At 73.0% G+C, this 22,637-nt stretch carries 28 protein-coding genes and 1 pseudogene; 25 read left to right on the top strand and 4 right to left on the bottom strand.

Annotated features, from left to right (window positions below; all coding sequences use genetic code 11):
• Positions 1 to 22: 22 nt before the first annotated feature.
• Together AB0J67_RS00830 and AB0J67_RS00825 are read left to right on the top strand one after the other, a co-directional pair.
• Positions 23 to 565 (top strand): aminoglycoside adenylyltransferase, encoded by a 543-nt coding sequence (locus tag AB0J67_RS00830; RefSeq protein ID WP_363474806.1) that lies wholly within the window; start codon positions 23 to 25, stop codon positions 563 to 565.
• A 23-nt stretch (positions 566 to 588) separates the two neighbouring features.
• Positions 589 to 1,383: a class I SAM-dependent methyltransferase gene (locus tag AB0J67_RS00825; protein WP_363474804.1), complete on the top strand. Its 795-nt coding sequence runs from the start codon at positions 589 to 591 to the stop codon at positions 1,381 to 1,383.
• A 147-nt stretch (positions 1,384 to 1,530) separates the two neighbouring features.
• Here the strand turns inward: AB0J67_RS00825 and AB0J67_RS00820 are convergent, their stop codons facing one another.
• On the bottom strand, positions 1,531 to 1,962 hold the full coding sequence (locus tag AB0J67_RS00820) for an OsmC family protein (protein ID WP_363474802.1): 432 nt from the start codon (positions 1,960 to 1,962) through the stop codon (positions 1,531 to 1,533).
• 166 nt (positions 1,963 to 2,128) lie between these two features.
• On the opposite strand from AB0J67_RS00820, the gene AB0J67_RS00815 reads away from it, so the two are divergent.
• The 3 genes from AB0J67_RS00815 (at position 2,129) to AB0J67_RS00805 (ending at position 3,934) form a co-directional block, all read left to right on the top strand.
• A complete protein-coding gene (locus AB0J67_RS00815) occupies positions 2,129 to 3,043 on the top strand; it encodes an SDR family oxidoreductase (protein ID WP_363474800.1) in 915 nt (304 codons plus the stop codon).
• A 32-nt stretch (positions 3,044 to 3,075) separates the two neighbouring features.
• The gene (locus AB0J67_RS00810) at positions 3,076 to 3,453 is read left to right on the top strand and encodes a hypothetical protein (RefSeq protein WP_363474798.1); all 378 of its coding nucleotides are present in this window, start codon (positions 3,076 to 3,078) and stop codon (positions 3,451 to 3,453) included.
• A gap of 97 nt (positions 3,454 to 3,550) precedes the next feature.
• Entirely contained in the window at positions 3,551 to 3,934 is a 384-nt protein-coding gene (locus AB0J67_RS00805; protein ID WP_363474796.1) for a hypothetical protein, read from the top strand.
• Here AB0J67_RS00805 and AB0J67_RS00800 read toward each other — a convergent pair.
• On the bottom strand, positions 3,909 to 4,895 hold the full coding sequence (locus AB0J67_RS00800) for a WYL domain-containing protein (protein WP_363474794.1): 987 nt from the start codon (positions 4,893 to 4,895) through the stop codon (positions 3,909 to 3,911). The genes AB0J67_RS00805 and AB0J67_RS00800 overlap by 26 nt on opposite strands.
• 14 nt (positions 4,896 to 4,909) lie before the next feature.
• Positions 4,910 to 5,482: an alpha/beta hydrolase gene (locus tag AB0J67_RS00795; RefSeq protein WP_363474792.1), complete on the bottom strand. Its 573-nt coding sequence runs from the start codon at positions 5,480 to 5,482 to the stop codon at positions 4,910 to 4,912.
• Positions 5,483 to 5,729: 247 nt separating this feature from the next.
• On the opposite strand from AB0J67_RS00795, the gene AB0J67_RS00790 reads away from it, so the two are divergent.
• The 14 genes and pseudogenes from AB0J67_RS00790 (at position 5,730) to AB0J67_RS00725 (ending at position 16,882) form a co-directional block, all read left to right on the top strand.
• A complete protein-coding gene (locus AB0J67_RS00790; RefSeq protein WP_363474790.1) occupies positions 5,730 to 6,200 on the top strand; it encodes a nuclear transport factor 2 family protein in 471 nt (156 codons plus the stop codon).
• Positions 6,201 to 6,370: 170 nt separating this feature from the next.
• Positions 6,371 to 7,735, top strand: coding sequence for a hypothetical protein (locus tag AB0J67_RS00785; protein WP_363474788.1), 1,365 nt, complete (start codon positions 6,371 to 6,373; stop codon positions 7,733 to 7,735).
• A 179-nt stretch (positions 7,736 to 7,914) separates the two neighbouring features.
• Positions 7,915 to 9,078: a cellulose binding domain-containing protein gene (locus AB0J67_RS00780; protein WP_363474786.1), complete on the top strand. Its 1,164-nt coding sequence runs from the start codon at positions 7,915 to 7,917 to the stop codon at positions 9,076 to 9,078.
• Between the two features lie 214 nt (positions 9,079 to 9,292).
• The gene (locus tag AB0J67_RS00775) at positions 9,293 to 9,916 is read left to right on the top strand and encodes a CDP-alcohol phosphatidyltransferase family protein (RefSeq protein ID WP_363474784.1); all 624 of its coding nucleotides are present in this window, start codon (positions 9,293 to 9,295) and stop codon (positions 9,914 to 9,916) included.
• A gap of 86 nt (positions 9,917 to 10,002) precedes the next feature.
• Positions 10,003 to 10,833, top strand: a pseudogene (locus AB0J67_RS00770) (DUF881 domain-containing protein); the annotation flags it as partial.
• A complete protein-coding gene (locus AB0J67_RS00765; RefSeq protein WP_203756841.1) occupies positions 10,833 to 11,165 on the top strand; it encodes a small basic family protein in 333 nt (110 codons plus the stop codon). The pseudogene AB0J67_RS00770 and the gene AB0J67_RS00765, both read left to right, overlap by 1 nt.
• Before the next feature lie 8 nt (positions 11,166 to 11,173).
• On the top strand, positions 11,174 to 12,103 hold the full coding sequence (locus AB0J67_RS00760) for a DUF881 domain-containing protein (RefSeq protein WP_363474782.1): 930 nt from the start codon (positions 11,174 to 11,176) through the stop codon (positions 12,101 to 12,103).
• 40 nt (positions 12,104 to 12,143) lie between these two features.
• Positions 12,144 to 12,521 (top strand): glycine cleavage system protein GcvH, encoded by a 378-nt coding sequence (gene gcvH, locus AB0J67_RS00755; RefSeq protein WP_363474780.1) that lies wholly within the window; start codon positions 12,144 to 12,146, stop codon positions 12,519 to 12,521.
• 163 nt (positions 12,522 to 12,684) lie between these two features.
• Positions 12,685 to 13,125 carry an FHA domain-containing protein gene (locus AB0J67_RS00750; protein WP_203756860.1) on the top strand — a complete coding sequence of 147 codons (441 nt, stop codon included), beginning with the start codon at positions 12,685 to 12,687 and terminating at the stop codon, positions 13,123 to 13,125.
• A gap of 59 nt (positions 13,126 to 13,184) precedes the next feature.
• Positions 13,185 to 13,859 carry a MerR family transcriptional regulator gene (locus tag AB0J67_RS00745; RefSeq protein ID WP_363474778.1) on the top strand — a complete coding sequence of 225 codons (675 nt, stop codon included), beginning with the start codon at positions 13,185 to 13,187 and terminating at the stop codon, positions 13,857 to 13,859.
• A gap of 132 nt (positions 13,860 to 13,991) precedes the next feature.
• A complete protein-coding gene (locus AB0J67_RS00740; protein ID WP_203698458.1) occupies positions 13,992 to 14,456 on the top strand; it encodes a bifunctional nuclease family protein in 465 nt (154 codons plus the stop codon).
• A gap of 251 nt (positions 14,457 to 14,707) precedes the next feature.
• Positions 14,708 to 15,241 (top strand): MerR family transcriptional regulator, encoded by a 534-nt coding sequence (locus AB0J67_RS00735; RefSeq protein WP_363474983.1) that lies wholly within the window; start codon positions 14,708 to 14,710, stop codon positions 15,239 to 15,241.
• Positions 15,242 to 15,321: 80 nt separating this feature from the next.
• Positions 15,322 to 15,972: a phosphatase PAP2 family protein gene (locus tag AB0J67_RS00730; RefSeq protein ID WP_363474776.1), complete on the top strand. Its 651-nt coding sequence runs from the start codon at positions 15,322 to 15,324 to the stop codon at positions 15,970 to 15,972.
• Between the two features lie 88 nt (positions 15,973 to 16,060).
• On the top strand, positions 16,061 to 16,882 hold the full coding sequence (locus tag AB0J67_RS00725; protein WP_363474774.1) for an SDR family oxidoreductase: 822 nt from the start codon (positions 16,061 to 16,063) through the stop codon (positions 16,880 to 16,882).
• A gap of 147 nt (positions 16,883 to 17,029) precedes the next feature.
• Here the strand turns inward: AB0J67_RS00725 and AB0J67_RS00720 are convergent, their stop codons facing one another.
• A complete protein-coding gene (locus tag AB0J67_RS00720) occupies positions 17,030 to 17,758 on the bottom strand; it encodes an ElyC/SanA/YdcF family protein (protein WP_363474772.1) in 729 nt (242 codons plus the stop codon).
• 178 nt (positions 17,759 to 17,936) lie between these two features.
• On the opposite strand from AB0J67_RS00720, the gene AB0J67_RS00715 reads away from it, so the two are divergent.
• The 6 genes from AB0J67_RS00715 to AB0J67_RS00690 all read left to right on the top strand — a co-directional run bounded on the left by AB0J67_RS00715 (position 17,937) and on the right by AB0J67_RS00690 (position 22,628).
• A complete protein-coding gene (locus AB0J67_RS00715) occupies positions 17,937 to 18,161 on the top strand; it encodes a hypothetical protein (RefSeq protein ID WP_363474770.1) in 225 nt (74 codons plus the stop codon).
• 107 nt (positions 18,162 to 18,268) lie between these two features.
• Positions 18,269 to 18,805, top strand: a complete 537-nt coding sequence (locus tag AB0J67_RS00710) for a hypothetical protein (protein WP_363474768.1) — start codon at positions 18,269 to 18,271, stop codon at positions 18,803 to 18,805.
• A complete protein-coding gene (locus AB0J67_RS00705) occupies positions 18,802 to 19,056 on the top strand; it encodes a HypC/HybG/HupF family hydrogenase formation chaperone (protein WP_363474766.1) in 255 nt (84 codons plus the stop codon). The genes AB0J67_RS00710 and AB0J67_RS00705 overlap by 4 nt, the downstream gene beginning before the upstream one ends.
• Positions 19,053 to 19,793, top strand: a complete 741-nt coding sequence (locus AB0J67_RS00700) for an SIS domain-containing protein (protein WP_363474764.1) — start codon at positions 19,053 to 19,055, stop codon at positions 19,791 to 19,793. Before AB0J67_RS00705 ends, AB0J67_RS00700 begins: the two co-directional genes overlap by 4 nt.
• A complete protein-coding gene (locus AB0J67_RS00695) occupies positions 19,759 to 20,820 on the top strand; it encodes a hydrogenase expression protein HypE (protein ID WP_363474762.1) in 1,062 nt (353 codons plus the stop codon). The genes AB0J67_RS00700 and AB0J67_RS00695 overlap by 35 nt, the downstream gene beginning before the upstream one ends.
• Positions 20,821 to 20,852: 32 nt before the next feature.
• Complete coding sequence (locus AB0J67_RS00690; protein ID WP_363474760.1) at positions 20,853 to 22,628, top strand: nickel-dependent hydrogenase large subunit; 1,776 nt, start codon at positions 20,853 to 20,855, stop codon at positions 22,626 to 22,628.
• The last annotated feature ends 9 nt before the right edge of the window (positions 22,629 to 22,637 follow it).

Raw genomic sequence — 22,637 nt, 5'->3', positions numbered from 1 at the left:
GGAGGGCGCCTACGCTGGTGCGATGAGCGCCGGTCAGGATGCCCAGCTGCGGGCCATCGCCGAGATCGAGCAGGTCACCCGCCGCGAGGGCATCCCGGTGTGGCTGCGCGGCGGCTGGGCGATGGACTTCTTCCTCGGCCGGGTCACCCGCCCGCACCTCGATGTGGACTGGTTCTGCTGGGCCGCCGACGCCGACCGGCTGGCTGACGTGCTGGCCGGGCTCGGCTTCGTCGCGTACGGCGACAACCCGCCCGACCTGCAGCGCGACTTCCTGCGCGACGGCGTCGACCTCGGCGTGGCCCTGCTCGGGCAGGACGCGGCGGGCCGGGTCGTGGTGCCCGCCGGGCCGTACGCGGGCGCGCCCTGGCCCGACGGCATGCTCGCCGCCCCGCCCGGCCGCCTCGGCGATCTGACCTGCGCCGTGATCAGCCCGGCGGCGCAGCTCGAGATCAAAAAGATGATGCCGGTATGGGTGCCCGGCATGCCCCGCCGGGATAAGGACCGCGCCGACATCGCGCTGCTCCAGGCCGGGCTCACCGCCGGAAACGCGGTTGCCGGGGCCTGAGCGGGCCGAGCAGGATCTGCGCCATGCAATCGGAGATCGCGCAGTACTACCAGCGGGGCGGTGAGGCCACCCGCCTCGACGCGGGCCACGGGCGCTGGGAGTTCCTGCGCACCTGGGACCTGCTCGGCCGGATCCTGCCCGCCGGGCCGCTGTCCATCCTCGACGTCGGCGGGGCGACCGGGGTGTACGCCGGACCGCTGGCCGCCGCCGGGCACGAGGTGCACGTCGTCGACCCGATGCCGGAGCACGTCGCGGCGTCCGCCGCGCTGCCGGGGGTGACCGCGGCCGCCGGCGACGCCCGCGCGCTGGCCGAGCCGGACGCGAGCCGGGACGTGGTGCTGCTGTTCGGTCCGCTGTACCACCTGGTCGACCGGGCCGACCGGGTCACCGCCTGGCGCGAGGCGGCCCGCGTGGTGCGCCCCGGCGGTCTGGTGCTCGCCGCGACGATCAACCGGTACACGTCGCTGCTGGACGGGTACGCCAAGGGCTTCGTGCGGGACCCCGGGTTCGCCGCGATCCTCACCACCACGCTCGCCACGGGGGTGCACCGCAACCTCTCCGGGGACGGGCGCTGGTTCACCACCGCCTACTTCCACCGCCCGGACGAGCTGCCCGGCGAGGTCGAGGAGGCGGGCCTGACGCTGGAGCGCCGCGCCGCCATCGAGGGTCCGCTGTGGATGATGCCGGACCTGGCGCAGATCCTGGCCGACGGGGAGCGCACCGCGCAGGCGATGGCGCTGCTGCGCGCGGTGGAGGGTGAGCCACACCTGTGGGGCGCCAGCTCCCACCTGCTCACCGTGGCCAGCCGCCCAGCCTGACCCGCGCGCCGCCCACGCCGGGTCCGCCCCTCGGTGAGGTCCGCGCCGGAGGCGGATACGCGAAGATCGCTGTCTTGTGCCTTGATCTGCGCTTGGAGCGCAGATTTCGACACGAGACAGCGATCTTCGACGGTGGAGCGGGTCTGGCTACGCTGCCAGGGTGGCGTCGAGGGTGATGTCGGCGCCGGGGGAGAGCAGGCGGGAGATCGGGCAGCCGGCCTTGGCCGCCTCCGCCAGCTTCTGGAACTCGGCCTCGTCGATGCCCGGCACGTTGCCGGTCGTGACCAGGTCGATGCGGGTCACCGTCATGCCGGCGTCGGTCTTGTCCAGGTGGACGTTCGCGTTGGTCACCACGGCGGTGGGCGGGTAGCCCGCGTCCGAGAGCTGCTTGGAGAACGCCATGGAGAAGCAGCCGGCGTGCGCGGCGGCGATGAGCTCCTCCGGGTTGGTGCCCTCACCCTCCTCGAAACGCGACTTGAACGAGTAGTTGCCCTGCAGACCACCCTTTCCGGTCGCGATGGTGCCGGAACCCTCGGTGAGCGTGCCCTGCCAGCGGGCTGATGCGGTGCGAATAGGCATGGAGCCGACGCTAGCTCACGCCGTGGCGCCACGCGCACGTATGCCCCCAATACACGCCCCGCGCGCCCAGGCGTGTCGCCCCGACGGTTGCCCGGACCCGGCCTCGTCCGACAGGCGGGCGTAAAACCTGACCGAAGTTGTCAAGGTTCCCGGTGACGATGGACCCATGCAGCAGACACTCCACGGAAAGATCGCCCTGGTGGCGGGGGCGACCCGCGGTTGCGGGCGGGCCATCGCGGTCGAGCTCGGCCGGGCCGGGGCCACCGTCTACGTCACCGGGCGCACCACCCGCGAGCAGCGCTCGGAGATGAACCGGCCGGAGACCATCGAGGACACCGCCGACCTGGTCACCGCGGCCGGGGGCACCGGCGTCGCGGTCCGCGTCGACCACCTCGAACCCGCCGAGGTCGCCGCGCTAGTCGCCCGGATCGACGCCGCCCACGGCCGGCTGGACGTCCTGGTCAACGACGTGTGGGGCGGCGAAGGCCATGTCGAGTGGGGCAAGCCGCTGTGGGAGCACTCGCTGGAGGGCGGGCTGCGCATGATGCGGCTCGGCCTGCATACCCACATCATCACCAGCCACGCCGCGCTGCCGCTGCTGATCCGCAACCCGGGCGGTCTGGTGGTCGAGGTCACCGACGGCACCGACGAGTTCAACCGGAACTACCGCGACTCCTTCTTCTACGACCTCACCAAGACGTCGGTGTCCCGGATCGCGCTGGCCCAGTCCGCCGAGCTCAAACCGTTCGGCGGCAGCGCGGTCGTGGTGACGCCCGGTTTTCTGCGCTCGGAGTTCATGCTGGACCATTTCGGGATCACCGAGGAGAACTGGCGCGAGGGCGCCGCGAAGGCTCCGCACTTCATCCTGTCCGAGACGCCGACGTACCTGGGCCGGGGGGTGGCGGCGCTGGCGTCCGATCCCGACCGGGCCCGCTTCACCGGCCGGTCGCTGTCGAGCACGCAACTTGCCCAGGAGTACGGCCTGACCGACGTGGACGGTTCGGTGCCCGACATCTGGCGCTACTTCGCCGAGCACGGCACGGCCGAGGACGGTCCGGTGGACCCGACCGGCTACCGCTGACCGCGGCGGCGGCGGAGTCCTAGGCTGGCGCCGTGAGCGAGCGGTGGACGAGTGGCGACGCCTGGGTCTTCGCCGCCCTGCCCGGCCCGGGTGACGGCGCCGGGCTGGCCGAGGTGGTCGGACACGCCGACATGATCAATCACGCGGTGCTGCTGGAAGCCGAGTTCACGCAGGCCGTGAACCGGCTCACGCACGCCGGACTCATGACCGCCGACGCGGGCCGGTACGCGCTCACCGAGGCCGGGCGGGAGCTGCGGGCGCGAAGCCAACGCGGGCGCGGCGCGTTCGGCTGGATCGAGGCGGTCCCGCCCGTGCTCGCCGCGCTCGGCGAGCCGCGCGACGGCGGCTGGGCACTGCCGCCCGGCGCCTTCGACGAGGCCGTACGCGCCTATCTGGACCGGGCGGGCTGAAGGCGCGCGGGTGGCGAGGCGGGGAGCCGGGGCAGCATAATTCGCGCTCATGGTGGGCGACGAGGTGCGAATAGGCTCGGCAGGTCGCGTCCGTCGGATGCGGTCCGCGGCGGTACGCGGCCTGGCCACGGGCGTGCTCGCCGTCGGCGTGACGGCGCTGGTCGGCTACGGGCTCGTGGCGACGGCGGACCCGCAGTCGTGCCGTGATGCGCAGGGATGCGGCGGGATGCTGTCCGGCCCTGCCGCGATGGTGCTGATGGCGCCGGTGGTGCTGGGTCTGGCCGGGCCGCTGCTGGCGCGGTCGATGAAGCTGCCCACGTCGTCGGCGTTCGTGCTGCCGGGTTGCGTCGCCGGGCTGGTCGCCTGCGCGAACCTCGAGGCGTTCGACTCGCGGCGGACCGCGTTCGCTGCCGTCGGCGTCCTGCTGGCCCTGTATGTGCTCCTCGCGCTGGCGGTCACCCGCCGGCCGGCCCACCGCTGATCCCGGGCCGCCCGTGGCGGGCGGCGATGGCCGCCCCGACGTCGGCGAACGCCGTGCGCAGCTCGGCCGGGGCGAGCACCTCGACGTCCGCGCCGAGCGGCAGCAGCTGGCCTAGCGCGACCTGTGGCGACTCGACGGCCAGCTCGACCTCGCACCAGCCGTCGGCGTCCGGCGGGCCGGTGTGCAGGACCGCCTCGCCGCGCGCCGCCGGGTCGGTGACGTGGGGCAGGTGGCGCAGCCCGCGCGGGCTGACCCGCAGCCGCACCCGCTCGCGGATCAGCGCCCGGTCGAACGAGGCCGCCGACGCCGCCCACCACTGCGCGAGCTGGAACTGCGCGGGCCGCTGGAACGTCTCGCCGGCGGGCTCCACGGCGGTGATCCGGGCGAGCCGGTAGGTGCGCACCGCGTCGGCGTCCGGCACGCGGGCCACCAGATACCAGACCCCGGCCTTGAGGACCAGCCCGTACGGCTCCAGCATGCGGCGCACGGTCGCGTCGGTGCGGCGGTAGCGCACGGCGATGCGCCGCTGCTCCCATACCGCCTCGGCGACCGTCATCAGGTGCGGCAGCTCCTCGCCGCGGTGGAACCAGCCGGGCGCGTCCAGGTGGAACCGGCCGGCGATGGTGTGGGCCCGCTCGCGCAACCCCTCGGGCAGGGTGGCCAGCACCTTCGCCTGGGCGGCGAGCAGCACCGAGCCCAGCCCCAGCTCAGCCAGCGCCTCCGGGGCCGCCCCGGCGAACAGCGCGGCGGCCTCGGCGCCGGTGAGGCCGTCCAGCCGGGTGCGCCAGCCGTCCACGAGCCGGATGCCGCCGGCGCGGCCGGGCTCGGTCCACAGCGGCACCCCCGCGGCCTGCAGCGCGGCGACGTCGCGGTAGACGGTGCGCACCGACACCTCGAACAGCTCGGCCAGCTCCCCGGCCTGTGCGGCCCGCCGTTGCTGCAGCGTGAGCAGCAGTGACACCAATCGCGACGCCTTCACAGGGCAGCCGCGAACTCGTTCACCCGCCGGGTGACGCGGACCAGGTTCTCCGCGGTGCGGACCGGGTCGTCCGGGTGTTCCAGCCCGTGGTCCGCGCCGGGCAGCTCGAGGTACGGCAGGCCGAGGTCGTCGGCCAGGCGCGGGTCCCAGCTCCAGTCGCCGCCGCCGCCGAGCAGCAGCGTCGGGGCGCTCGCCGCGGCCAGCGCGTCGACGACGTCGGCCCGGAACAGCAGCGGGGTGAACCAGATCGCGGGCAGGTCCCGCGTGGCGGCCAGCGGCGCCGCGAAGGTGCCGAGGGACTTGCCGACCAGCAGGACGCGGCGCGCCGACTCGGCCTCGACCGCCGCGGTCGCCTGCGCGAGCGCCCAGGCGGCACGCTCGTCCTCGTCGGTGGTGGGCGGCGCCCACCACAGCTCCTGCACCGTCCAGCCGTGGCCGAACAGCACGTTGCGGGCCAGGTGCAGCAGCGGGCGGGCGGGGGTGTAGCCGCCGCCGGGCAGCACGATCGCGACCCGGTCCGGGTCGGCCGGCCAGCGCGCGTCGGCGATGTTCGGCTGGGGGTGACGCATGCGCCGATCCTAGGTCCGTACGCGCGCGGGCGCGGTCCCGCGACTCGGACAGGTGCCGGGCGGCACCCGCCGTCCGGGCGCCGCGCCTACACGTTCGAGGCAGGTGGATGCGTCACGCTTTCGCCCCGTCGTGCGCGCCGACCGTCCGGCGCGGTCGGGCCGATCGTGGGGGCCGCTCACATAGATCGACTTCATATGATCGCTGTCGATGTGGGCCGATCGGCCCGCCGGGACAGCTGGAGGATCTGTGCGTAGGTGGTATGCGGCGGCGATGACGGCGCTGGGCCTGGCGGCACTGCTGGCGGTGCCCTCCGCCGCGGGCGCGGGCAAGGGCGACACGGCGCGCGGGTGCGAGCGGGGCTTCGACGCCGCGGTGGCGGACTTCGACGCCGTGTTCCTGGCCAAGGACCTGCCGGCGGTCATGGCGTACTACCACGACGAGGCGGTGCAGATCGGCTCCAACGGCGCGTACCGCAAGGACAAGGCGGCCATCCAGGCCAACTTCACGGGGCTGTTCACCTACGACTTCACCGCGACGTTCCCCGAGGTGAAGAAGGTCGTCGACGGCTGCCGCGGCGCGACGCTGGTCGTCGACTTCACCCTGGCCATCCCGTCGGTCAACTTCAAGCAGCACTTCTACAACGCGCTCACCTTCGTCCGCGAGCGCGGCCAGTGGAAGATCATCCTGGACGTCAGCTCGCCGCTGCCCGTCGTCTGAGCCGTGTCCCGACCCGCCGCCGCCGACCGTTCGCCGGTCGACGGTGGCGGGTCGGCTTTGTGACGGAGCCCGCCGGGGGCTGGCGTCGGAGGCGGTTCACGCGGCATGGTGGCGGTCCACCCGCGTGACGTGGTGGGACGTACCGGCCGGGGAAGGGGGTGCCGGCGGGGATGCCGGTAGGGGAGCACGTGGTCGCCCGGGCGCGCGAGCACATCGCGGCCGGTTCGCTGTCGGCCGCGCACGAGCTGCTGAGCGCGGCGCTGTCGGCGGTGCCGGCGGACCCGGCGCAGGCCGCGCCCGCGACCGCCGAGGCGGTGGTGCTGCAGACCGGCGTGCTGCTGGGCCTGGGCGAGCCGCACGCCGCCCGGGGCTGGGCCGCCTACGGCTACGCGGCGTACCGCGCGATCCACGGCGAGCGCGACCGGCGCACGCTGCACGCGCTGGGCCTGCTGGCGGCGGTGCTGGCCCGGGTCGGCGTGCACGCCCGCGCGGTGACCCGCTACCTCGACCTGATCACGGCGTACACCGAGCTGGACGGGCCGGACTCGGACCGGGTGCTGGCCGCCCGCGGCGACCTCGCCACGGTCGAGCACGCGCAGGGGCACTGCGTGACCGCCCGGCTGCGCCTGGCCACCGTCATCGACGAGCACCGCCGCATGCACGGCGCCGCGCACCCGGTGGGCATCCGGATGCAGCTGCGGCTGGCCGCGATGTGGCGCGACTGCGGCGGCTTCAACGACGCGCACGAGCTGCTCACCGAGGCCCGCGAGGACGCCGCCGGGCTGGACCCGGCCGACCCGGTGCATGCGCTGGTGAACGCGGCCGCGTACGCCGTCGCCGACCCGCGTCACCACTGCGGTGTCGGCCTGATCCCGGACGCCCCGATCTCGCCGGTCGGCCTCACCCGCCCGTCCCCGTCCCCGGCCCCGTCCCCGGCCACGGCCGCGCCCGCGCCGAAAGGTCCGCCCGCCGCGACGCCGTCCGAGCGGCCCGCGACGCCGTCCGCGTCGCTCGCGACGCCCGGACCCGCCGGGCCGCATGCTCCGGCCGTGCCACCGGGGTTCGCCGCACCGCCTGCTCCGGCCGGGCTGCCGCTCTGGTCGCCCGGGGCCGCGACCGGTGCGGCGGACGCGGCCGTCGAGGACGACTGGCTGCTGAGACTGCGGGCCGACCCCGATCCGTCCGGCGTCGCCCAGGAGGCTCATAGCACCGCGCAGGGGTGGGAGCCGCCCGCCCCGGAGGCCGCTGCGGTGACGCCGTGGGACCACCTGACCCCGGCCGGGTACGAGGCCCCGTCGGTGCTGGCCGCGCCGATGTTCACGTCGACGCTGTACCTGCCGCCGTACCTGTCCGGCCAGGGCGTGCCCGAGGCCGCGCCGGAGCCGGCCGCGCGGCCGGTCGGCGCCCGGCGGGCCGAGGCCGCGGCACAGGTCCGGCGGCTGCCGCAGCACACGTTGGTGCTGGTCGCGGCGTGCGTCGGCATCGTCGCGATCGCGCTGCTGTTCGTGCTGATGGTGAGCTCGGTTTCGCGATAGCGGCGGACGCTCTAATATCGACGGCGGGCTCTGACGGCCCCCGGGAGCCGGGCCGTCGTCGCCGTTGCGCGTCGGCCGCGCCGAGCCGCGCCGACGCCGTTCACATCTCGTTTCAGCGCGGCGGTCTCCGCCTGGGCAACGGGTGCCTCTCCGCGTGTCCCGGATGAGGGGATTGCTTCATGTCCAGGCCCATCCTGAGAGTGGCGCTGCCGGCGCTGCTGGGCATCCTGGCCGCCACGGCGCTCGCGTTCGTCGCGACTCCCGTGAGCAGCGCGGCTGCCGCGCCGACGCGCATCATGGCGCTCGGCGACTCCATCACCGGCTCGCCGGGCTGCTGGCGGGCGCTGCTGTGGCAGCGGCTCCAGTCCGCCGGCCACACCAACATCGACATGGTCGGCACGCTGCCGGCGCAGGGCTGCGGGTTCGCGTACGACGGTGAGAACGAAGGCCACGGCGGCTTCCTGGTCACCAACGTCGCCGACCAGAACCAGCTCGTCGGCTGGCTGTCGGCGACCCTGCCCGACATCGTGCTGATGCACTTCGCCACCAACGACGTGTGGTCCAACCGGTCCAACGCGCAGATCCTCGCGGCGTACAGCAAGCTGGTCGACCAGATGCGGGCCAGCAACCCGAACATGCGCATCCTGGTCGCGAAGATCATCCCGGTGAACCCGCCGACCTGCGGCGAGTGCGCGGCCCGCACGGTGTCGCTGAACAACGAGATCCCGGGCTGGGCGGCGGGCAAGACCACCGCGCAGTCGCCGATCACCGTGGTGGACCAGTGGACCGGGTTCAACACGGCCACCGACACCTACGACGGGGTGCACCCGAACGGCGCCGGTGATCAGAAGATCTCCGACCGGTGGTATCCGGCGCTGACCGCCGCGCTCGGCGGCGTGACCCCGTCGAACCCGCCGTCGCCGTCCGTGTCGGCGTCGCCGTCGGTCTCGCCCAGCCCGTCGCGCCCGCCGTCGCCGTCGCCGTCGGCGTCGCCGAGCCCATCCCGGCCGCCGTCGCCGTCGCCCTCGGTGAGCGGGACGAAGTCCTGCTCGGCCACGTACACGATCATCGGGCAGTGGCAGGGCGGCTTCCAGGGTGAGATCAGGGTGACCAACACCGGCACCGTGCCGATCAACGGCTGGATCATCAACCTGACCTTCCCGAACGGCCAGGTGGTGACGCAGTCCTGGAACGGGCAGTACACCCAGTCCGGCGCGCAGCTGCGCGTGGTCAACGTCAGCTGGAACGGCCTGCTGCTGCCCGGACAGTCCACCTCGACCGGGTTCCTCGGCAGCTACCAGGGCACGAACGCGATCCCGATCGTCACCTGCACTCCGCTGTAAAGGACAAACCGGTATTGATCGGGCGCGCCTGCGTTGCGGGCGCGCCTGTTCCGTGTATCGGAGTGGGCATGCTCATCGGGTCAGGGCGCGGCTCGGCGGCCTCCGCGTGATAGAACTGGGGGTCGTGAATCGGCGGATCATGTCCGGAGATTCGAGTGAATACAGCCGGCCTGCGCCGGCTGTCCCTTTTGTGGGAGGCGGAGGGGAGGCCTCGGTGGCTCAGCAGCCGCTGGGCGATGCCCACGTGGACGGCGCTGCGGCGCGCGACCGCGTGCTCACCATCCCCAACCTGATCAGCTTCGCCCGCCTGCTCGGCGTGCCGGTCTTCCTGTACCTGTTCCTGGTCGCCGACCAGATCGGCTGGGCCGTGGTCGTGCTCGGGCTGGGCGGCACCACCGACTGGATCGACGGCTACCTGGCCCGGCGGCTCGGGCAGGTCAGCCGGCTCGGCGAGCTGCTCGACCCGTTCGCCGACCGCCTCTACATCCTGGCCACGCTGCTGGCGTTCACGCTGCGCGAGATCGTGCCGTGGCAGTTCACGGTCGCGCTGCTGGCCCGCGACGTGCTGCTGATGCTGACCTTCCCGGTGCTGCGCAAGCTGGGGTACGGCCCGCTGCCCGTGCACTACCTGGGCAAGACCGCCACCTTCATCCTGCTGATGGGCTTCCCGATCCTGCTGCTGGCCTGGGCCGTGCCGACCGGCGCGGTGCACGACATCGCGTACGCCAGCGGCTGGGCGCTGTGCTGGTGGGGCATCGTCCTCTACTGGATCGCCGGCATCTTCTACCTCGCCCAGTTCGCCGCCGTGGTGCGGCGCTCCCGTCAGGCAGCGGCATGAGCGAGCGCAGCGAGCGGCCGGAGCGCGCCGAGCGGCCGGAGGGGCAGGAGCCCGGCGCCCCGGCGCCGCGCCAGTTCCCGACGGACATGCTCAGCGAGCTGTTCCAGTCGCCGCTCGACGCCGGGTACGCCGACGCCGCGCGCGCCCGCGGCGAGCGGGGTCCGCTGCCCGCCACCACCCGCCGCCTGCGCCGGGTGGTGACCGTCGTCGCCTGCCTGATCATCGGCATCCTGTTCTCGGTGGCGTACCTGCAGGTCGTGGAGCGCGCACCGGCCCGGGCCACGGCTCGCGCCGGGCTGATCCAGGACATGAAGCAGCGGCAGGCGCACACCGACGACCTGGCCCGCCAGGCCGAGACCCTGCAGGCCGAGGTGTTCCGGATGCGCGAGGAGGCGCTGGCCGACACGTCCCTGGGCCAGCTGCGCGAGCTGGAGGCGGCGACCGGCATGCGCAAGGTCACCGGCGACGGGGTCGTGGTGACCCTGGCCGACGGGCCCAACGCCGCCAACGAGCGGCTCGCCCGGGTGCTCGACATCGACCTGCAGCTGGTGACGAACGCGCTGTGGGCGGCCGGCGCCGAGGCGGTCTCGGTCAACGGGCAGCGGCTTACCTCGGTGACGCCGATCCGGGGCGCCGGGTCGGCGATCATCGTCGGCAACTCGCACGTGATCGGCCCCTACCAGGTGGCCGCGATCGGGCCGCCGGAGATGGTCGACCGGTTCAACGACTCGCAGACCGCCGCCGTCTACCGCTCCATCGCGGGCGACAAGCAGCAGGAGCTGGGCTTCGAGGTGGACGAGCGCGACGACCTGGAGCTGCCGGCCGCCGTGCTGCCGCGGCTGCAGTACGCCGTCGTGCCGAAGCCGTCGGCCTCCGGCTCCCCCTCGCCCTCAACCTCGCCCTCGGGAGGTGGCAAGTGATCGCAGTACTGGCGCTGATCGCCGGAGTGGTGCTGGGCGTCGTGCTCAACCCCACGGTCCCGGACGCTCTCCAGCCGTACCTGCCCATCGCCGTGGTGGCCGCGCTGGACGCGGTCTTCGGCGGGGTGCGCGCCAAGCTCGACGGGATCTTCGACGACAAGCAGTTCGTGATCTCGTTCATCTCGAACGTGCTGGTCGCGGGCTTCATCGTCTACCTCGGTGACAAGCTTGGAGTGGGCAGCCAGCTGTCCATCGGCGTGGTCGTCGTGCTCGGCGTCCGGATCTTCGGCAACGTGGCGGCGATCCGGCGTCGGCTGTTCAAGGCATAGGTGCAGCGGTGACTGACGAGAGCAAGCGACCGATCGAGCCCGCCGGCGACGAGCCGACGGTGCCGCTGGGCGCGCAGCCCGGCACGCCGGGCGGGGCCGACCCGGCACCCGCCGGGGCGATCGTGCCCGCCGACGAGACCGTGCCCGCCGACGGGCCCGCGCCGCGGGAGGTCGACGACCCGGCTGAGGACGCCGCACCGACCGGGCACGACGCACCGGCCGAGGCCGCCGCGACCGCGTCGCGCCGCCGGATCAGCGGTGCGGGCGCCGTGATCGGCGTGCTGCTGGTGCTGTTGGGCTTCACGCTGGCGGTGCAGCTCAAGAGCAACTCCACCGACGAGGCGTACGCCTCGCTGCGGCAGGAGGACCTGGTCGCCATCCTGGCCGACCTCGACGCGCGCGAGGACCGCCTGCAGCAGGACATCGCGGCGCTGGAGTCCAGCCGCCGGGAGCTGGCCTCGGGCGCGTCCGGCCGGGAGCAGATCCTCAAGGAGGCGCAGGAGCGCGCCGACGACCTGGGCATCCTGGCCGGCACGCTCAAGGCCGTCGGCACGGGGATCACCCTGCGCTTCAGCGACGGGACCAAGCCGATCACCGCGGCGCACCTGCTCAACGCGATCCAGGAGCTGCGCGGCGCGGGCGCCGAGGCGATGCAGGTCGACGGCACCGGCGGGTCGGTGCGGGTGGTCGCCTCGACCCACTTCGTGGAGGCCCAGAACGGCGGGATCGAGGTGGACGGCGTGCGGCTGACCGGCCCGTACACCATCACGGCCATCGGCCCGGAGGACCTCGACGTGGCGATGCGGTTCCGCGGCGGGGTGGTTAACAATGTCGAGGGCGACGGCGGTAACGTGATCGTCAGCAAGCCGCAGCCGGTGGAGATCAACACTGTGCTGCCCGGCGCGCCGACCTTGGAGTACGCCAAGCCCGTGTCCTGACGGGCGAGCCGCACGACGGCTTGAGCGAGGGGGAACCACCGTGATTCCTGAGGACCTGAAGTACACCGCCGAGCATGAGTGGGTGACCACGAAGGGCGGCACGGTCCGGGTCGGCATCACCCACTTCGCGCAGGACGCGCTCGGCGACATCGTGTACGTGCAGCTGCCCGAGACGGGCCAGGCCGTCGCGGCCGGCGAGTCGTTCGGCGAGGTCGAGTCGACCAAGAGCGTCTCGGAGATCTACGCCCCCCTCACCGGCACGGTGACCGCCCGCAACGACGCGCTCGTCGACTCCCCGGACCTGATCAACACCGATCCGTACGGCGAGGGTTGGCTGGTCGAGATCGAGATCGCGGACCCGTCGGCGCTGGATGCGCTTCTCGACGCAGCGGCGTACCGTGAACTGACCCAGAGCTGAACCTTCATTCAGGGACGTGGCTGGAGCCAGCGAGTCCGGTTGACCCTACATTTCCGGGGTCGCTAGGCTCGCTGCCTAAGCTCGCCGCTGACGTCGAGTAACGCCCTGCCGGTGTCCATAGCAGTTCCACACATAGTGGCCGATATGACCGTGAGGTGGTCCGATGACGCGACCAGACGACGAGTTCCCCCAGCTCGACGTCACGTCGACCCTGCATCTCGGCAACCTGGAGGAGGCGCTGGAGGGGCCGGACTCGGACGTCGTCCCAGGAAGGGTCGCCGGGCAGCTGCCGCCGGGCATGGCCCTGCTGGTGGTGCGCCGCGGCCCGAACGCGGGTGCCCGGTTCCTGCTCGACCACGATGTGACCACGAGCGGCCGCCACCCCGACAGTGACATCTTCCTCGACGACGTGACGGTGTCGCGTCGGCACGCCGAGTTCCACCGCGACGGTTCCACCTTCACCGTGCGCGACGTGGGCAGCCTCAACGGCACCTACGTCAACCGGGAGCGGGTCGAGTCGGCCACGCTCAACAACGGCGACGAGGTCCAGGTCGGCAAGTTCCGCCTGCTGTACGTGGCCGGCCCGCGCGCCGAGGAGGCATGACAGCTGCAATGCCGGCGTCGGCCGGCGGTGGGAGCGGGGCGGCGCGGGCATCATCGCTGATGAGCATCGGCGAGGTGCTCGGGCTGCTGCGTTCCGATTTCCCGGACATCACCATCTCGAAGCTGCGGTTCCTCGAGACGGAGGGTCTGGTGGAGCCGCAGCGGACGTCGTCCGGCTACCGCAAGTACAGCCGCGAGGACGTGGCGCGGCTGCGCTTCATCCTGGCCGCGCAGCGTGACCAGTATCTCCCTCTTCGCGTCATCCGGGAGCAGTTGTCCGAAGGCGCGCACCTGACCCAGGCGCGGCCCACCCTGGTGGCGGTCGGCGACGACCACCGCCCGGCGCCCGTGGACGAGCCGGTGGCCGAGCGGCTGCGGCGCCAGGAGCTGTGCCACCGCGCCGGCATCACCGAGGCGCTGCTGGCCGATCTGGAGCGGCACGGGCTGGTGACGGCGCGGGCCGGGGAGTGGTTCGACGGCGACGCGCTCGCCGTGGCGGAGGTCGCCGGCCAGCTCGCCGAGTACGGCGTCGAGCCCCGGCACCTGCGGGCGTACCGGGTCGCGGCGGACCGGGAGGCCGGGCTCTACGCTCAGCTGGTCGCGCCGCTGATGCGCCAGCAGGACCCGACCGCCCGGGCCAGGGCGGCGGAAACGGTGCGGGAGCTGACCGTGCTGTCGCAGCGCCTGCACGTGGCGCTGCTGCGGTCCGGGCTCAACGACGCGCTCGGCGGCTGACGGCGTGCGCATGAGCCGAGGGTGCGCGCAGGCGTGTAGCGTGCAGTAGAAGAGGCCGAAGGGCGCGGTGTCGTACGGCAGCCGTCAGGCGGGCCGGCCCGGGCCACAGGCAGACGCGACGGAGGCGAGACGGTGCGCGAGCTGAGCGTGATCGGGGTTAGGGTCGAGCTGCCCACCAATCAGCCGATCGTCCTGCTGCGTGAGGTGGACGGCGACCGGTACCTGCCGATCTGGATCGGGGCGGTGGAGGCGACGGCGATCGCCTACGAGCAGCAGGGCGTCAAGCCCGCCCGCCCGCTCACCCATGATCTTCTGCGGGATCTGCTGCAGGCGCTCTCGGCGCCGCTCAAGGCGGTGGAGATCGTCGAGCTGAAGGACAGCATCTTCTACGCCGACCTGCTGATCGGCGACTCGGTGCGGGTCTCCGCGCGCCCCAGCGACGCGATCGCCCTCGCGCTGCGCGTCGGCGCTCCCGTGCGCTGCGCCGAGCGCGTCCTCGACGAGGCCGGGATCATCATCCCGGACGAGCAGGAGGACGAGGTCGAGAAGTTCCGCGAGTTCCTGGAGCAGGTCCGCCCGGAGGACTTCGCCTCCTAACCGGCGGGGCGGCGGCCGCCGTTAACGACCGGGTCACCGAAAAGTGACGCTCCCGGACTCGTTTGTGGCGTGTCGCAGCGTTGCCTCCCCGCCGCCGAGCGTCATCCGCTATAGGCTGGCCAGGTCGACACTCGGCGGGAGGTAGTCGCATGAACCAGCTCCACGATCCGCAGTCGCCCGACAGCGAGCCAAGTCGTCCCGGCGGCGCGGGTGCGCTGCGCGGCACGGTGGCGGAGGACGCGGACCCGGACATGCAGGGCGGTTCGCTCGGCTATCGGGGCGTGACGGCGTGTCACGCCGTCGGCATCAGCTACCGGCAGCTGGACTACTGGGCGCGCACCGGGCTGGTGGTGCCGAGCATCCGCGACGCCTCCGGCTCCGGCACGCAGCGGCTCTACTCCTTCCGCGACCTCGTGGTGCTCAAGGTGGTCAAACGGCTGCTCGACGCCGGGGTCTCGCTGCAGAACATCCGGCGCGCGATCGAGACGCTGCGGGCGTACGAAGCCGACGACCTCGCCACCATCACGCTCATCTCCGACGGCACCTCGGTCTACGACTGCCGCTCGCCGGAGGAGGTCGTCGACCTGCTCCAGGGCGGGCAGGGCGTGTTCGGCATCGCCATCGGCGGCGCCTTCAAGGAGATCCAGGGCTCGCTGTCGCACCTGCCGGCCGAGCGCGGCACGGAGGTCGAGGAGGCGACGGTGACCCCGTTCGCCCCGGCCGTGCTGCCGCTGGGCGTGACCGACGAGCTCGCCGCGCGCCGGGCACGCCGCCGCGCCGGCTGAACCACCCCGGCCGCACCGCCCGGCGGAAACCGGGCAGCCCCGGGTGACAGCCGTCACGGCCGGGCGGGTAAGAACACTGCATGCTCGTGCAAGCCGAGGCACGCCGCCGCTGGCTGTGGACGGCCGGTGCCGCCGTCACGGCGTACGCCCTGCTGACCGCCGCGGTCGAGATCCCGTGGGGGCCGTTGATGGCCCGCGACGCGACGATCAGCGCCGCGGCGCACCGGTTCGCGCTGGAGAATCCGGCGTGGCGGGAGGCGATGACCGCGGTCACCCGGACCGGTGACACCGTCGTGCTGCTCGCGGCGCTGGCGTTCACGCTCGGATTCCTGCTGCGCCGCCGGCTGTTCGCGCAGCTCGGTTTCGTATGCGCGGCGGTGGCCGCCAGCGCCGCGCTGCGGCTGACCGTGCACGCGCTGGTGGCCCGGCCGCGGCCGGAGGACATGCTCTCGGTGGCGGCGGGCTGGTCCTATCCGTCCGGACACACCAGCCACTTCGCCACCGCCGCGCTGCTGCTGCTCCTGCTGGCCTGGCCGCTGGCCCGGGCGCGCTGGCAGCGGGCCGCGCTGGTCGCGGTGGTGGGCGGCTGGGCGGTGCTGGTGGGGGCGAGCCGGGTGGCGCTCGTGGTGCACTGGCCCTCGGATGTGCTCGGCGGCTGGCTGGTCGCCCTGGCCAGCGTGCCGCTCATCGCCGTGAGTCACGCTGTGTGGCTTAATCACTCCCGTCAGTAACTTTACATTGCCATGCGTCACTTCCCGCTGCGAATCTGGTCGCCCGGACGGCCCGCCACGGGCCGCCGCTGCTGGGAGAGGTGGATCCATGGCACGACGCTGGCTGGTGACGGGATGCTCGACCGGGCTGGGCCGGGCGCTGGTGGAGCGGCTCGCGGAGCGGGGTGAGCGGGTGCTCGCCACCGCCCGCCGGCCGGGCACGCTCGACGACCTCGCCGCCCGCTTCCCGGACAACCTGGCCGTCCATCCGCTGGACGTCCGCGATCCGGACTCCTGCGCGGCGGCGGTCGCGGCCGCGGCCGACCGCTACGGCGGGATCGACGTGCTCGTCAACAACGCCGGGTACGGGCAGTTCGGCGCGGTCGAGGAGGTCTCCGACGCCGAGCTGGCGGCGCAGTTCGCCACCAACGTCTACGGGCCGTGGCGGTTGACCCGGCTGGTCCTGCCGCTGTGGCGGGCCCAGGGCGGCGGCCACGCGGTGTTCGTCTCCTCGGTGGCGGGCATGGTGCCGTTCCCGGGGCTGGCCGCGTACACGGCCAGCAAGTTCGCGCTGGAGGGCCTGGCCGAGTCGCTGGCGCAGGAGGCCGCGCACCTGGGGGTCCGGGTCACCATCGTGCAGCCCGGCGGGTTCACCACGCGGTACGGCGTGTCGGCCGAGCTGCCGCGCTCGCGGGTGGACGCCTACGACCCGGTGTCGGGACCGATGCTGGCCGGCATGCGGGCGATGCACGACAACCCGGCGCTCAACCCGCCGGAGCTGTTCGCCGAAGCGGTGCACCGGGTGGCGGGCCTGGCCGAGCCGCCGCTGCGCCTGCCGGTCGGCGAGGACGCCGGCCAGTTCCTCAGCATGGCCCTCACCGCCCGCACCAAGGAGTTCGAGGACGTCACCGCCGCCCGCCTCCACGTCTGACGCGCCCGCGCGACTGCCCCGCCGCCCTGACCCCGCCCCGGGCTGCGAAGATCGGTGTTTCGGGTCGGAAAGCGTGGCCAGACCACGGGTTCTGACCCAAAACACCGATCTTCAGCGCCGCCCGCCGGCGGGGTTCGGAGGGTGGGGTCAGTTGCGGAGGGCTTCTTCGACGCCGGTTTCGTGGGGGCCGAGGAAGACCGGGTCGCGGCCGGTGACGGTGTCGAGCACGGCCTTGACGCAGGCGCCCTGCTCGCGGACGACGGCCCTGGTCCAGAAGTCCTCGAAGCGGCGCGCCGTGTCGTCGCCGACGCCGACGGCGTCGATGCCCGCGTCGCGGCACAGCGCGACGGCCCGCTCGATGTGGTAGCTCTGCGTGATCACGATCAGCCGGTCCACCCCGAACACCCGGATCGCCCGCTGGCAGGAGTCGTACGTGTCGAAGCCGGCGTGGTCGACCACCACCCGCCGGCCGGGGATGCCGCGGTTGACCAGCCAGTCGCGCATGGTGTCGGGCTCGTCGTAGGTCCACCGGCCGTGGTCGCCGGAGACGAGCACCGCCCGCACCCGGCCCGCCTCGTAGAGCTGCCGGGCGATGTCCAGCCGGGCCTCCAGGAACGCCGACGGCGATCCGTCGTCGTAGACCTGGGCGCCGAGCACCAGCGCCACCGGCGCCGCGGGCACGTCCGCCACGCCGTACACGTGGCCGGAGGCGGACCAGCGCACCCAGCCGACGCTGCCGGCCACGGCGAGCACCGAGGCCAGCGTGCCCCACAGCGCCGTCCGCCAGACCACCCGCCACCAGCGGCGGCGGGCCGGGGCCGGGGCCGGGGCCGGCTCGGCGGCGACCGGCTCGGGGTGCGGTTGTCCAGCCGTCATACGCCGCATCATCGCGCACCCGCGCCATCGCCGCAGCCCCGTCCGCGCGGGCCGCACGGCCGGGCGCCGGATCGGTCAGGTTTGGAGAAGCGCTGCTCAGGCCGCCGCGATTAGCCTGGCGCAGCACCGATCCGGCAGGTCGCCGCGGTCAGCGGTGCGTTCTGTCGAGGAGGTCCCCATGAGCGGGAACAAGTGGGTGCGGCAGCTGCACCGCTGGCTGTCCATCGCCTTCACCGTGACCGTCATCGTCACGTTCGTCGCCCTGGCGCAGGAGGAGCCCGCCGTGTGGGTGTCCTACACGCCGCTGCTCCCGCTCGCCCTGCTGCTGCTCACCGGCCTGTACCTGTTCGCGCTGCCGTACCTGGCGAAGTGGCGGGGACGGCGCGCCGCCGGCCAGGGGTGAGCCTCCGGACGCGACCGGGCCCGGCCAAGGGTAGGGCGATTCGCGGCTCTTGTGGTGGTTGGCCCGCTATGGTGAACCAGGACGGAACCTAGCCACGGGGGGCTGGTATGACCGCGTCCGCGGTGCTCACCACGGCGTTCGCGCAGCAGCGCGAGCGGCCCGGGGCGGACCTGGTCGCGTCCGCACCGGACCTGGTCGCCGCGGCGGCGGCGCTGGCACGGCGGTTCCGCGCGGGTGGGGTGCTGCACGCCTTCGGCGATGACACGGCCGACGCCCACCACATCGCGGTCGAGTTCGTCCACCCGGTGATCGTCGGCAAGCGCGCGCTCCCGGCCGTCGCCCACGACGCCCCACGCGCCGCGCACCTGCTGCGCCACGCGGCGGCCCCGCAGGACATCGCGCTGGCCGTCTGCGTGCGGCCCGGCGGCGCGGTCCGCGACGCGCTGCGCGCGGCGGCCGAGCGCGGGCTGCTGACCATCGCGCTGACCGGCCCCGCACCCGGCGCGTCCGGCGTGGACCACCTGCTCGCCATGCCCGCCGACGATCCGCTGGTGGTCCGCGAGCTGCACGTCACGGCGTACCACCTGCTCTGGGAACTGACCCACGTGCTGCTGGAACGCGGCCCGGAGGAGCGGTTGCCGTGACCTCGCGCCGGGCGGTCCCCGACGAGCTGGCTGACTGGGCGGTGGCCCACGCCGGACAGTCGTGCGTGACCTGCTCGGACACCGCGGTCCCGGCGACCGTGGCGGCGCTGCTGCCCGGCGGCCTGGCACTGGCCGACGCGGGCGCGGGCCTGGAGGAGATCAGCGTCGCGCTGGTCGGCGCGCGGATCGGCGACACCGTGCTGGTGCACGCCGGCGAGGCCATCACCGTGCTGCCGGAGGTGGCCCCGTGACCGCTGCCGACCGGGGCGCCCCGGCGCACCTGGGTGCCCTCTACCCGTTCCTCTACGCCGCCCACGACCCGGCCGGCGTCACCGCCGCGCTGACCGCGTCGACCGAGGCCAAGCTGCGGGAGGCGGCGGCGCTGCGGGCGCGGGTGCTGACCGAGCAGGCCGTCGCGCTCGCCGCCTGCGCGGCCGACCTCGCGGCGGCGCTGGGCAGCGGCGGGCGGCTGTTCGCGTTCGGCAACGGCGGCAGCGCCACCGACGCGCAGGCGTGCGCCGACCTGTTCGCCGTGCCGCCCGGCGGCGCGCCGCCGCTGCCGGCGTACGCGCTGTCGGCGGACGTGGCGGTGCTCAGCGCGCTGGCCAACGACGTCGGGGTGGAGGCGGTCTTCGCCCGCCAGGTGGCCGCGCACGCGCGCCCCGGCGACGTCGTGATCGGCTTCTCCACCAGCGGGAACTCGCCCAACCTGCTGGCCGGGTTCGCCCAGGCGAGGGCGCAGGGCGCGGTCACGGTCGCGTTCAGCGGCGGCGCCGGGGGGCGGCTGGCCGAGCCGGGCGCGGTCGACCATCTGTTCGTCGTGCGGTCGCCGTCGGTGCACCGCATCCAGGAGGCGCAGACCACCGCCTGCCACGTGCTGTGGGAGCTGACCGTGGCGGGACTCGGCGGGGGCGCGGACAGCCGCCCGGGGGCGGCGCAGGGGGTGTACGCAGATGACCGCAACGAAGTCCCAGCAGGCCGGGGCTGAGGCCGAGGAACAGCCGATCCACATTCTCTGGCTCAACGGGGGCCTCAGCTGTGACGGCGACTCGGTGGCGCTGACCGCCGCGACCCAGCCCAGCATCGAGGAGATCGCCCTGGGCGGACTGCCCGGCCTGCCGAAGGTCGCGGTGCACTGGCCGCTCATCGACTTCGAATGCGGCCCGGACGGCGGCGCGGACGACTTCCTGGCCTGGTTCCACAAGGCCGACCGGGGTGAGCTGGAGCCGTTCGTGCTGGTCGTCGAGGGGTCGATCCCCAACGAGTCGATCAAGGCGGAGGGCTACTGGGCCGCCTTCGGCGCCGACAAGCAGACCGGGCAGCCGATCACCACGAGCGAGTGGCTGGACCGGCTCGCGCCGAAGGCCCTGGCGGTGCTCGCGGTCGGCACGTGCGCCACGTACGGCGGCATCCACGCCATGTCGGGCAACCCGACCGGGGCCATGGGCGTGCCCGACTACCTGGGCTGGGACTGGCGCTCGGCGGCGGGCATCCCGATCGTGTGCGTGCCGGGCTGCCCGATCCAGCCGGACAACCTCGCCGAGACCATCACGTACCTGCTCTACCAGGCGGCCGGGCAGGCGCCGATGATCCCGCTGGACGACAAGCTGCGCCCGCAGTGGCTGTTCGGGATGACCGTGCACGAGGGCTGCGACCGTGGCGGCTACTACGAGCAGGGCCAGTTCGCCACGCACTACGGCACGCCGGAGTGCATCGTGAAGATCGGCTGCTGGGGCCCGGTGGTCAAGTGCAACGTGCCCAAGCGCGGCTGGATGAACGGCATCGGCGGCTGCCCCAACGTGGGCGGCATCTGCATCGGCTGCACCATGCCGGGTTTCCCGGACAAGTTCATGCCGTTCATGGACGAGCCGCCCGGCGCGACCGTCTCCTCGGCCGGCAGCGGCATCTACGGCGCGATGATCCGCCGCCTGCGCAACGTGACCGGCAAGACCGTGGACAAGGAGCCCAAGTGGCGCCACCGCGGCACCGAACTGACCACCGGATACCACCGCTGACCAGCGGCTACTGAGAGGCGTTGAGGACGAGCATGGCGACGCAGACGGCCGCGGAGGGCCTGGTCGAGATGTCGTGGGATCCGATCACCCGGATCGTCGGCAGCCTCGGCATCTACACGAAGATCGACTGGAAGCAGCGGCAGGTCGTCGAGTGCTACAGCACCTCGTCGATCTTCCGGGGCTACAGCATCTTCATGAAGGGCAAGGACCCGCGCGACGCCCATTTCATCACCAGCCGGATCTGCGGCATCTGCGGCGACAACCACGCCACCTGCTCGATCTACAACCAGAACATGGCGTACGGCGTGCAGCCGCCGCACCTGGGCGAGTGGATCGTCAACCTCGGCGAGGCGGCCGAGTACATGTTCGACCACAACATCTTCCAGGAGAACCTGGTCGGGGTCGACTACTGCGAGAAGATGGTCCGCGAGACCAACCCGGGCGTGTGGGAGAAGGCCAAGAACACGCCCGCGCCGCACGCCGAGCAGCACGGCTACAAGACCATCGCCGAGATCATGACCTCGCTGAACCCGCTCGAAGGCGAGTTCTACCGCGAGGCGCTGCAGGTCAGCCGGACCACCCGGGAGATGTTCTGCCTCATGGAGGGCAGGCACGTGCACCCGTCCACGCTCTACCCGGGCGGTGTGGGCACGGTCGCCACGGTGCAGCTGTTCACCGACTACCTGACCCGGCTCATGCGCTACGTCGAGTTCATGAAGCGGGTCGTGCCCATGCACGACGACCTGTTCGACTTCTTCTACGACGCGCTCCCCGGCTACGAGAAGGTGGGGCAGCGGCGGGTGCTGCTGGGCTGCTGGGGCGCGCTCAACGACCCGGAGTACTGCGACTTCTCCTACGAGCGGATGAGCGCGTGGGGCAAGAAGATGTTCGTCACGCCGGGCATCATCGTCGACGGCAAGCTGGTCACCAACGACCTGGTCGACATCAACCTCGGCATCCGCATCCTGCTCGGCAGCTCCTACTACGACGACTGGCAGGGCCAGGAGGTGTTCGTCAAGCACGACCCGCTGGGCAACCCGGTCGACGTGCGCCACCCGTGGAACCAGCACACCCTGCCCCGGCCGCAGAAGCGCGACTTCGACGGGGCGTACTCCTGGGTGATGTCGCCGCGCTGGTTCGACGGCACCGACCACCTGGCGCTGGACACCGGCGGCGGCCCGATCGCCCGGCTGTGGTCCACCGCGCTGAGCGGCCTGGTCGACATCGGCTACGTGAAGGCCACCGGGCACAGCGTCGTGATCAACCTGCCGCGGACGCTGACCAAACCCGAGGCCACCTTCGAGTGGAAGATCCCGAAGTGGAGCAACGCGCTGGAACGCAACCGCGCCCGCACCTACTTCCAGGCGTACGCGGCCGCGGTCGCGCTGCACGCCTGCGAGAAGGCGCTGGCCGAGGTGCGCGCCGGGCGGACGCAGACCTGGGAGCCGTTCAAGGTGCCCAAGGACGCCAACAGCTGCGGGTTCACCGAGGCCGTGCGCGGCGTGCTGTCGCACCACATGGTCATCCGCGACGGGAAGATCGCCAACTACCACCCGTACCCGCCGACGCCGTGGAACGGCAGCGTGCGCGACCGCTACGGCACACCCGGCCCGTACGAGGACGCGGTGCAGAACACGCCCATTTTCGAGGAGAACTCGCAGGAGAACTTCAAGGGCATCGACATCATGCGCGCGGTACGCAGCTTCGACCCGTGCCTGCCCTGCGGGGTGCACATGTACACCGGCAACGGCTCGGTGCTCAAGAAGCTGCACACGCCGCACGCTTTCGCCTCCGGCGCGACGGCCTGAGGTGGGCGT

It is taken from the genome of Catellatospora sp. NPDC049609, assembly GCF_040675365.1.
Classification (GTDB): domain Bacteria; phylum Actinomycetota; class Actinomycetes; order Mycobacteriales; family Micromonosporaceae; genus Catellatospora.
This window is presented reverse-complemented; position numbering and strand designations above follow the sequence as displayed.

Excerpts from the sequence above, each read along its gene's own strand:
- AB0J67_RS00830 (WP_363474806.1), top strand. The coding sequence starts at position 23 with ATGAGCGCCGGTCAGGATGCCCAGCTGCGGGCCATCGCCGAGATCGAG.
- AB0J67_RS00825 (WP_363474804.1), top strand. The coding sequence starts at position 589 with ATGCAATCGGAGATCGCGCAGTACTACCAGCGGGGCGGTGAGGCCACC.
- AB0J67_RS00820 (WP_363474802.1), bottom strand. The coding sequence starts at position 1,962 with ATGCCTATTCGCACCGCATCAGCCCGCTGGCAGGGCACGCTCACCGAG.
- AB0J67_RS00815 (WP_363474800.1), top strand. The coding sequence starts at position 2,129 with ATGCAGCAGACACTCCACGGAAAGATCGCCCTGGTGGCGGGGGCGACC.
- AB0J67_RS00805 (WP_363474796.1), top strand. The coding sequence starts at position 3,551 with ATGCGGTCCGCGGCGGTACGCGGCCTGGCCACGGGCGTGCTCGCCGTC.
- AB0J67_RS00795 (WP_363474792.1), bottom strand. The coding sequence starts at position 5,482 with ATGCGTCACCCCCAGCCGAACATCGCCGACGCGCGCTGGCCGGCCGAC.
- AB0J67_RS00785 (WP_363474788.1), top strand. The coding sequence starts at position 6,371 with ATGCCGGTAGGGGAGCACGTGGTCGCCCGGGCGCGCGAGCACATCGCG.
- AB0J67_RS00780 (WP_363474786.1), top strand. The coding sequence starts at position 7,915 with ATGTCCAGGCCCATCCTGAGAGTGGCGCTGCCGGCGCTGCTGGGCATC.
- AB0J67_RS00750 (WP_203756860.1), top strand. The coding sequence starts at position 12,685 with ATGACGCGACCAGACGACGAGTTCCCCCAGCTCGACGTCACGTCGACC.
- AB0J67_RS00745 (WP_363474778.1), top strand. The coding sequence starts at position 13,185 with ATGAGCATCGGCGAGGTGCTCGGGCTGCTGCGTTCCGATTTCCCGGAC.
- AB0J67_RS00735 (WP_363474983.1), top strand. The coding sequence starts at position 14,708 with ATGCAGGGCGGTTCGCTCGGCTATCGGGGCGTGACGGCGTGTCACGCC.
- AB0J67_RS00730 (WP_363474776.1), top strand. The coding sequence starts at position 15,322 with ATGCTCGTGCAAGCCGAGGCACGCCGCCGCTGGCTGTGGACGGCCGGT.
- AB0J67_RS00725 (WP_363474774.1), top strand. The coding sequence starts at position 16,061 with ATGGCACGACGCTGGCTGGTGACGGGATGCTCGACCGGGCTGGGCCGG.
- AB0J67_RS00720 (WP_363474772.1), bottom strand. The coding sequence starts at position 17,758 with ATGACGGCTGGACAACCGCACCCCGAGCCGGTCGCCGCCGAGCCGGCC.
- AB0J67_RS00715 (WP_363474770.1), top strand. The coding sequence starts at position 17,937 with ATGAGCGGGAACAAGTGGGTGCGGCAGCTGCACCGCTGGCTGTCCATC.
- AB0J67_RS00710 (WP_363474768.1), top strand. The coding sequence starts at position 18,269 with ATGACCGCGTCCGCGGTGCTCACCACGGCGTTCGCGCAGCAGCGCGAG.
- AB0J67_RS00695 (WP_363474762.1), top strand. The coding sequence starts at position 19,759 with ATGACCGCAACGAAGTCCCAGCAGGCCGGGGCTGAGGCCGAGGAACAG.
- AB0J67_RS00690 (WP_363474760.1), top strand. The coding sequence starts at position 20,853 with ATGGCGACGCAGACGGCCGCGGAGGGCCTGGTCGAGATGTCGTGGGAT.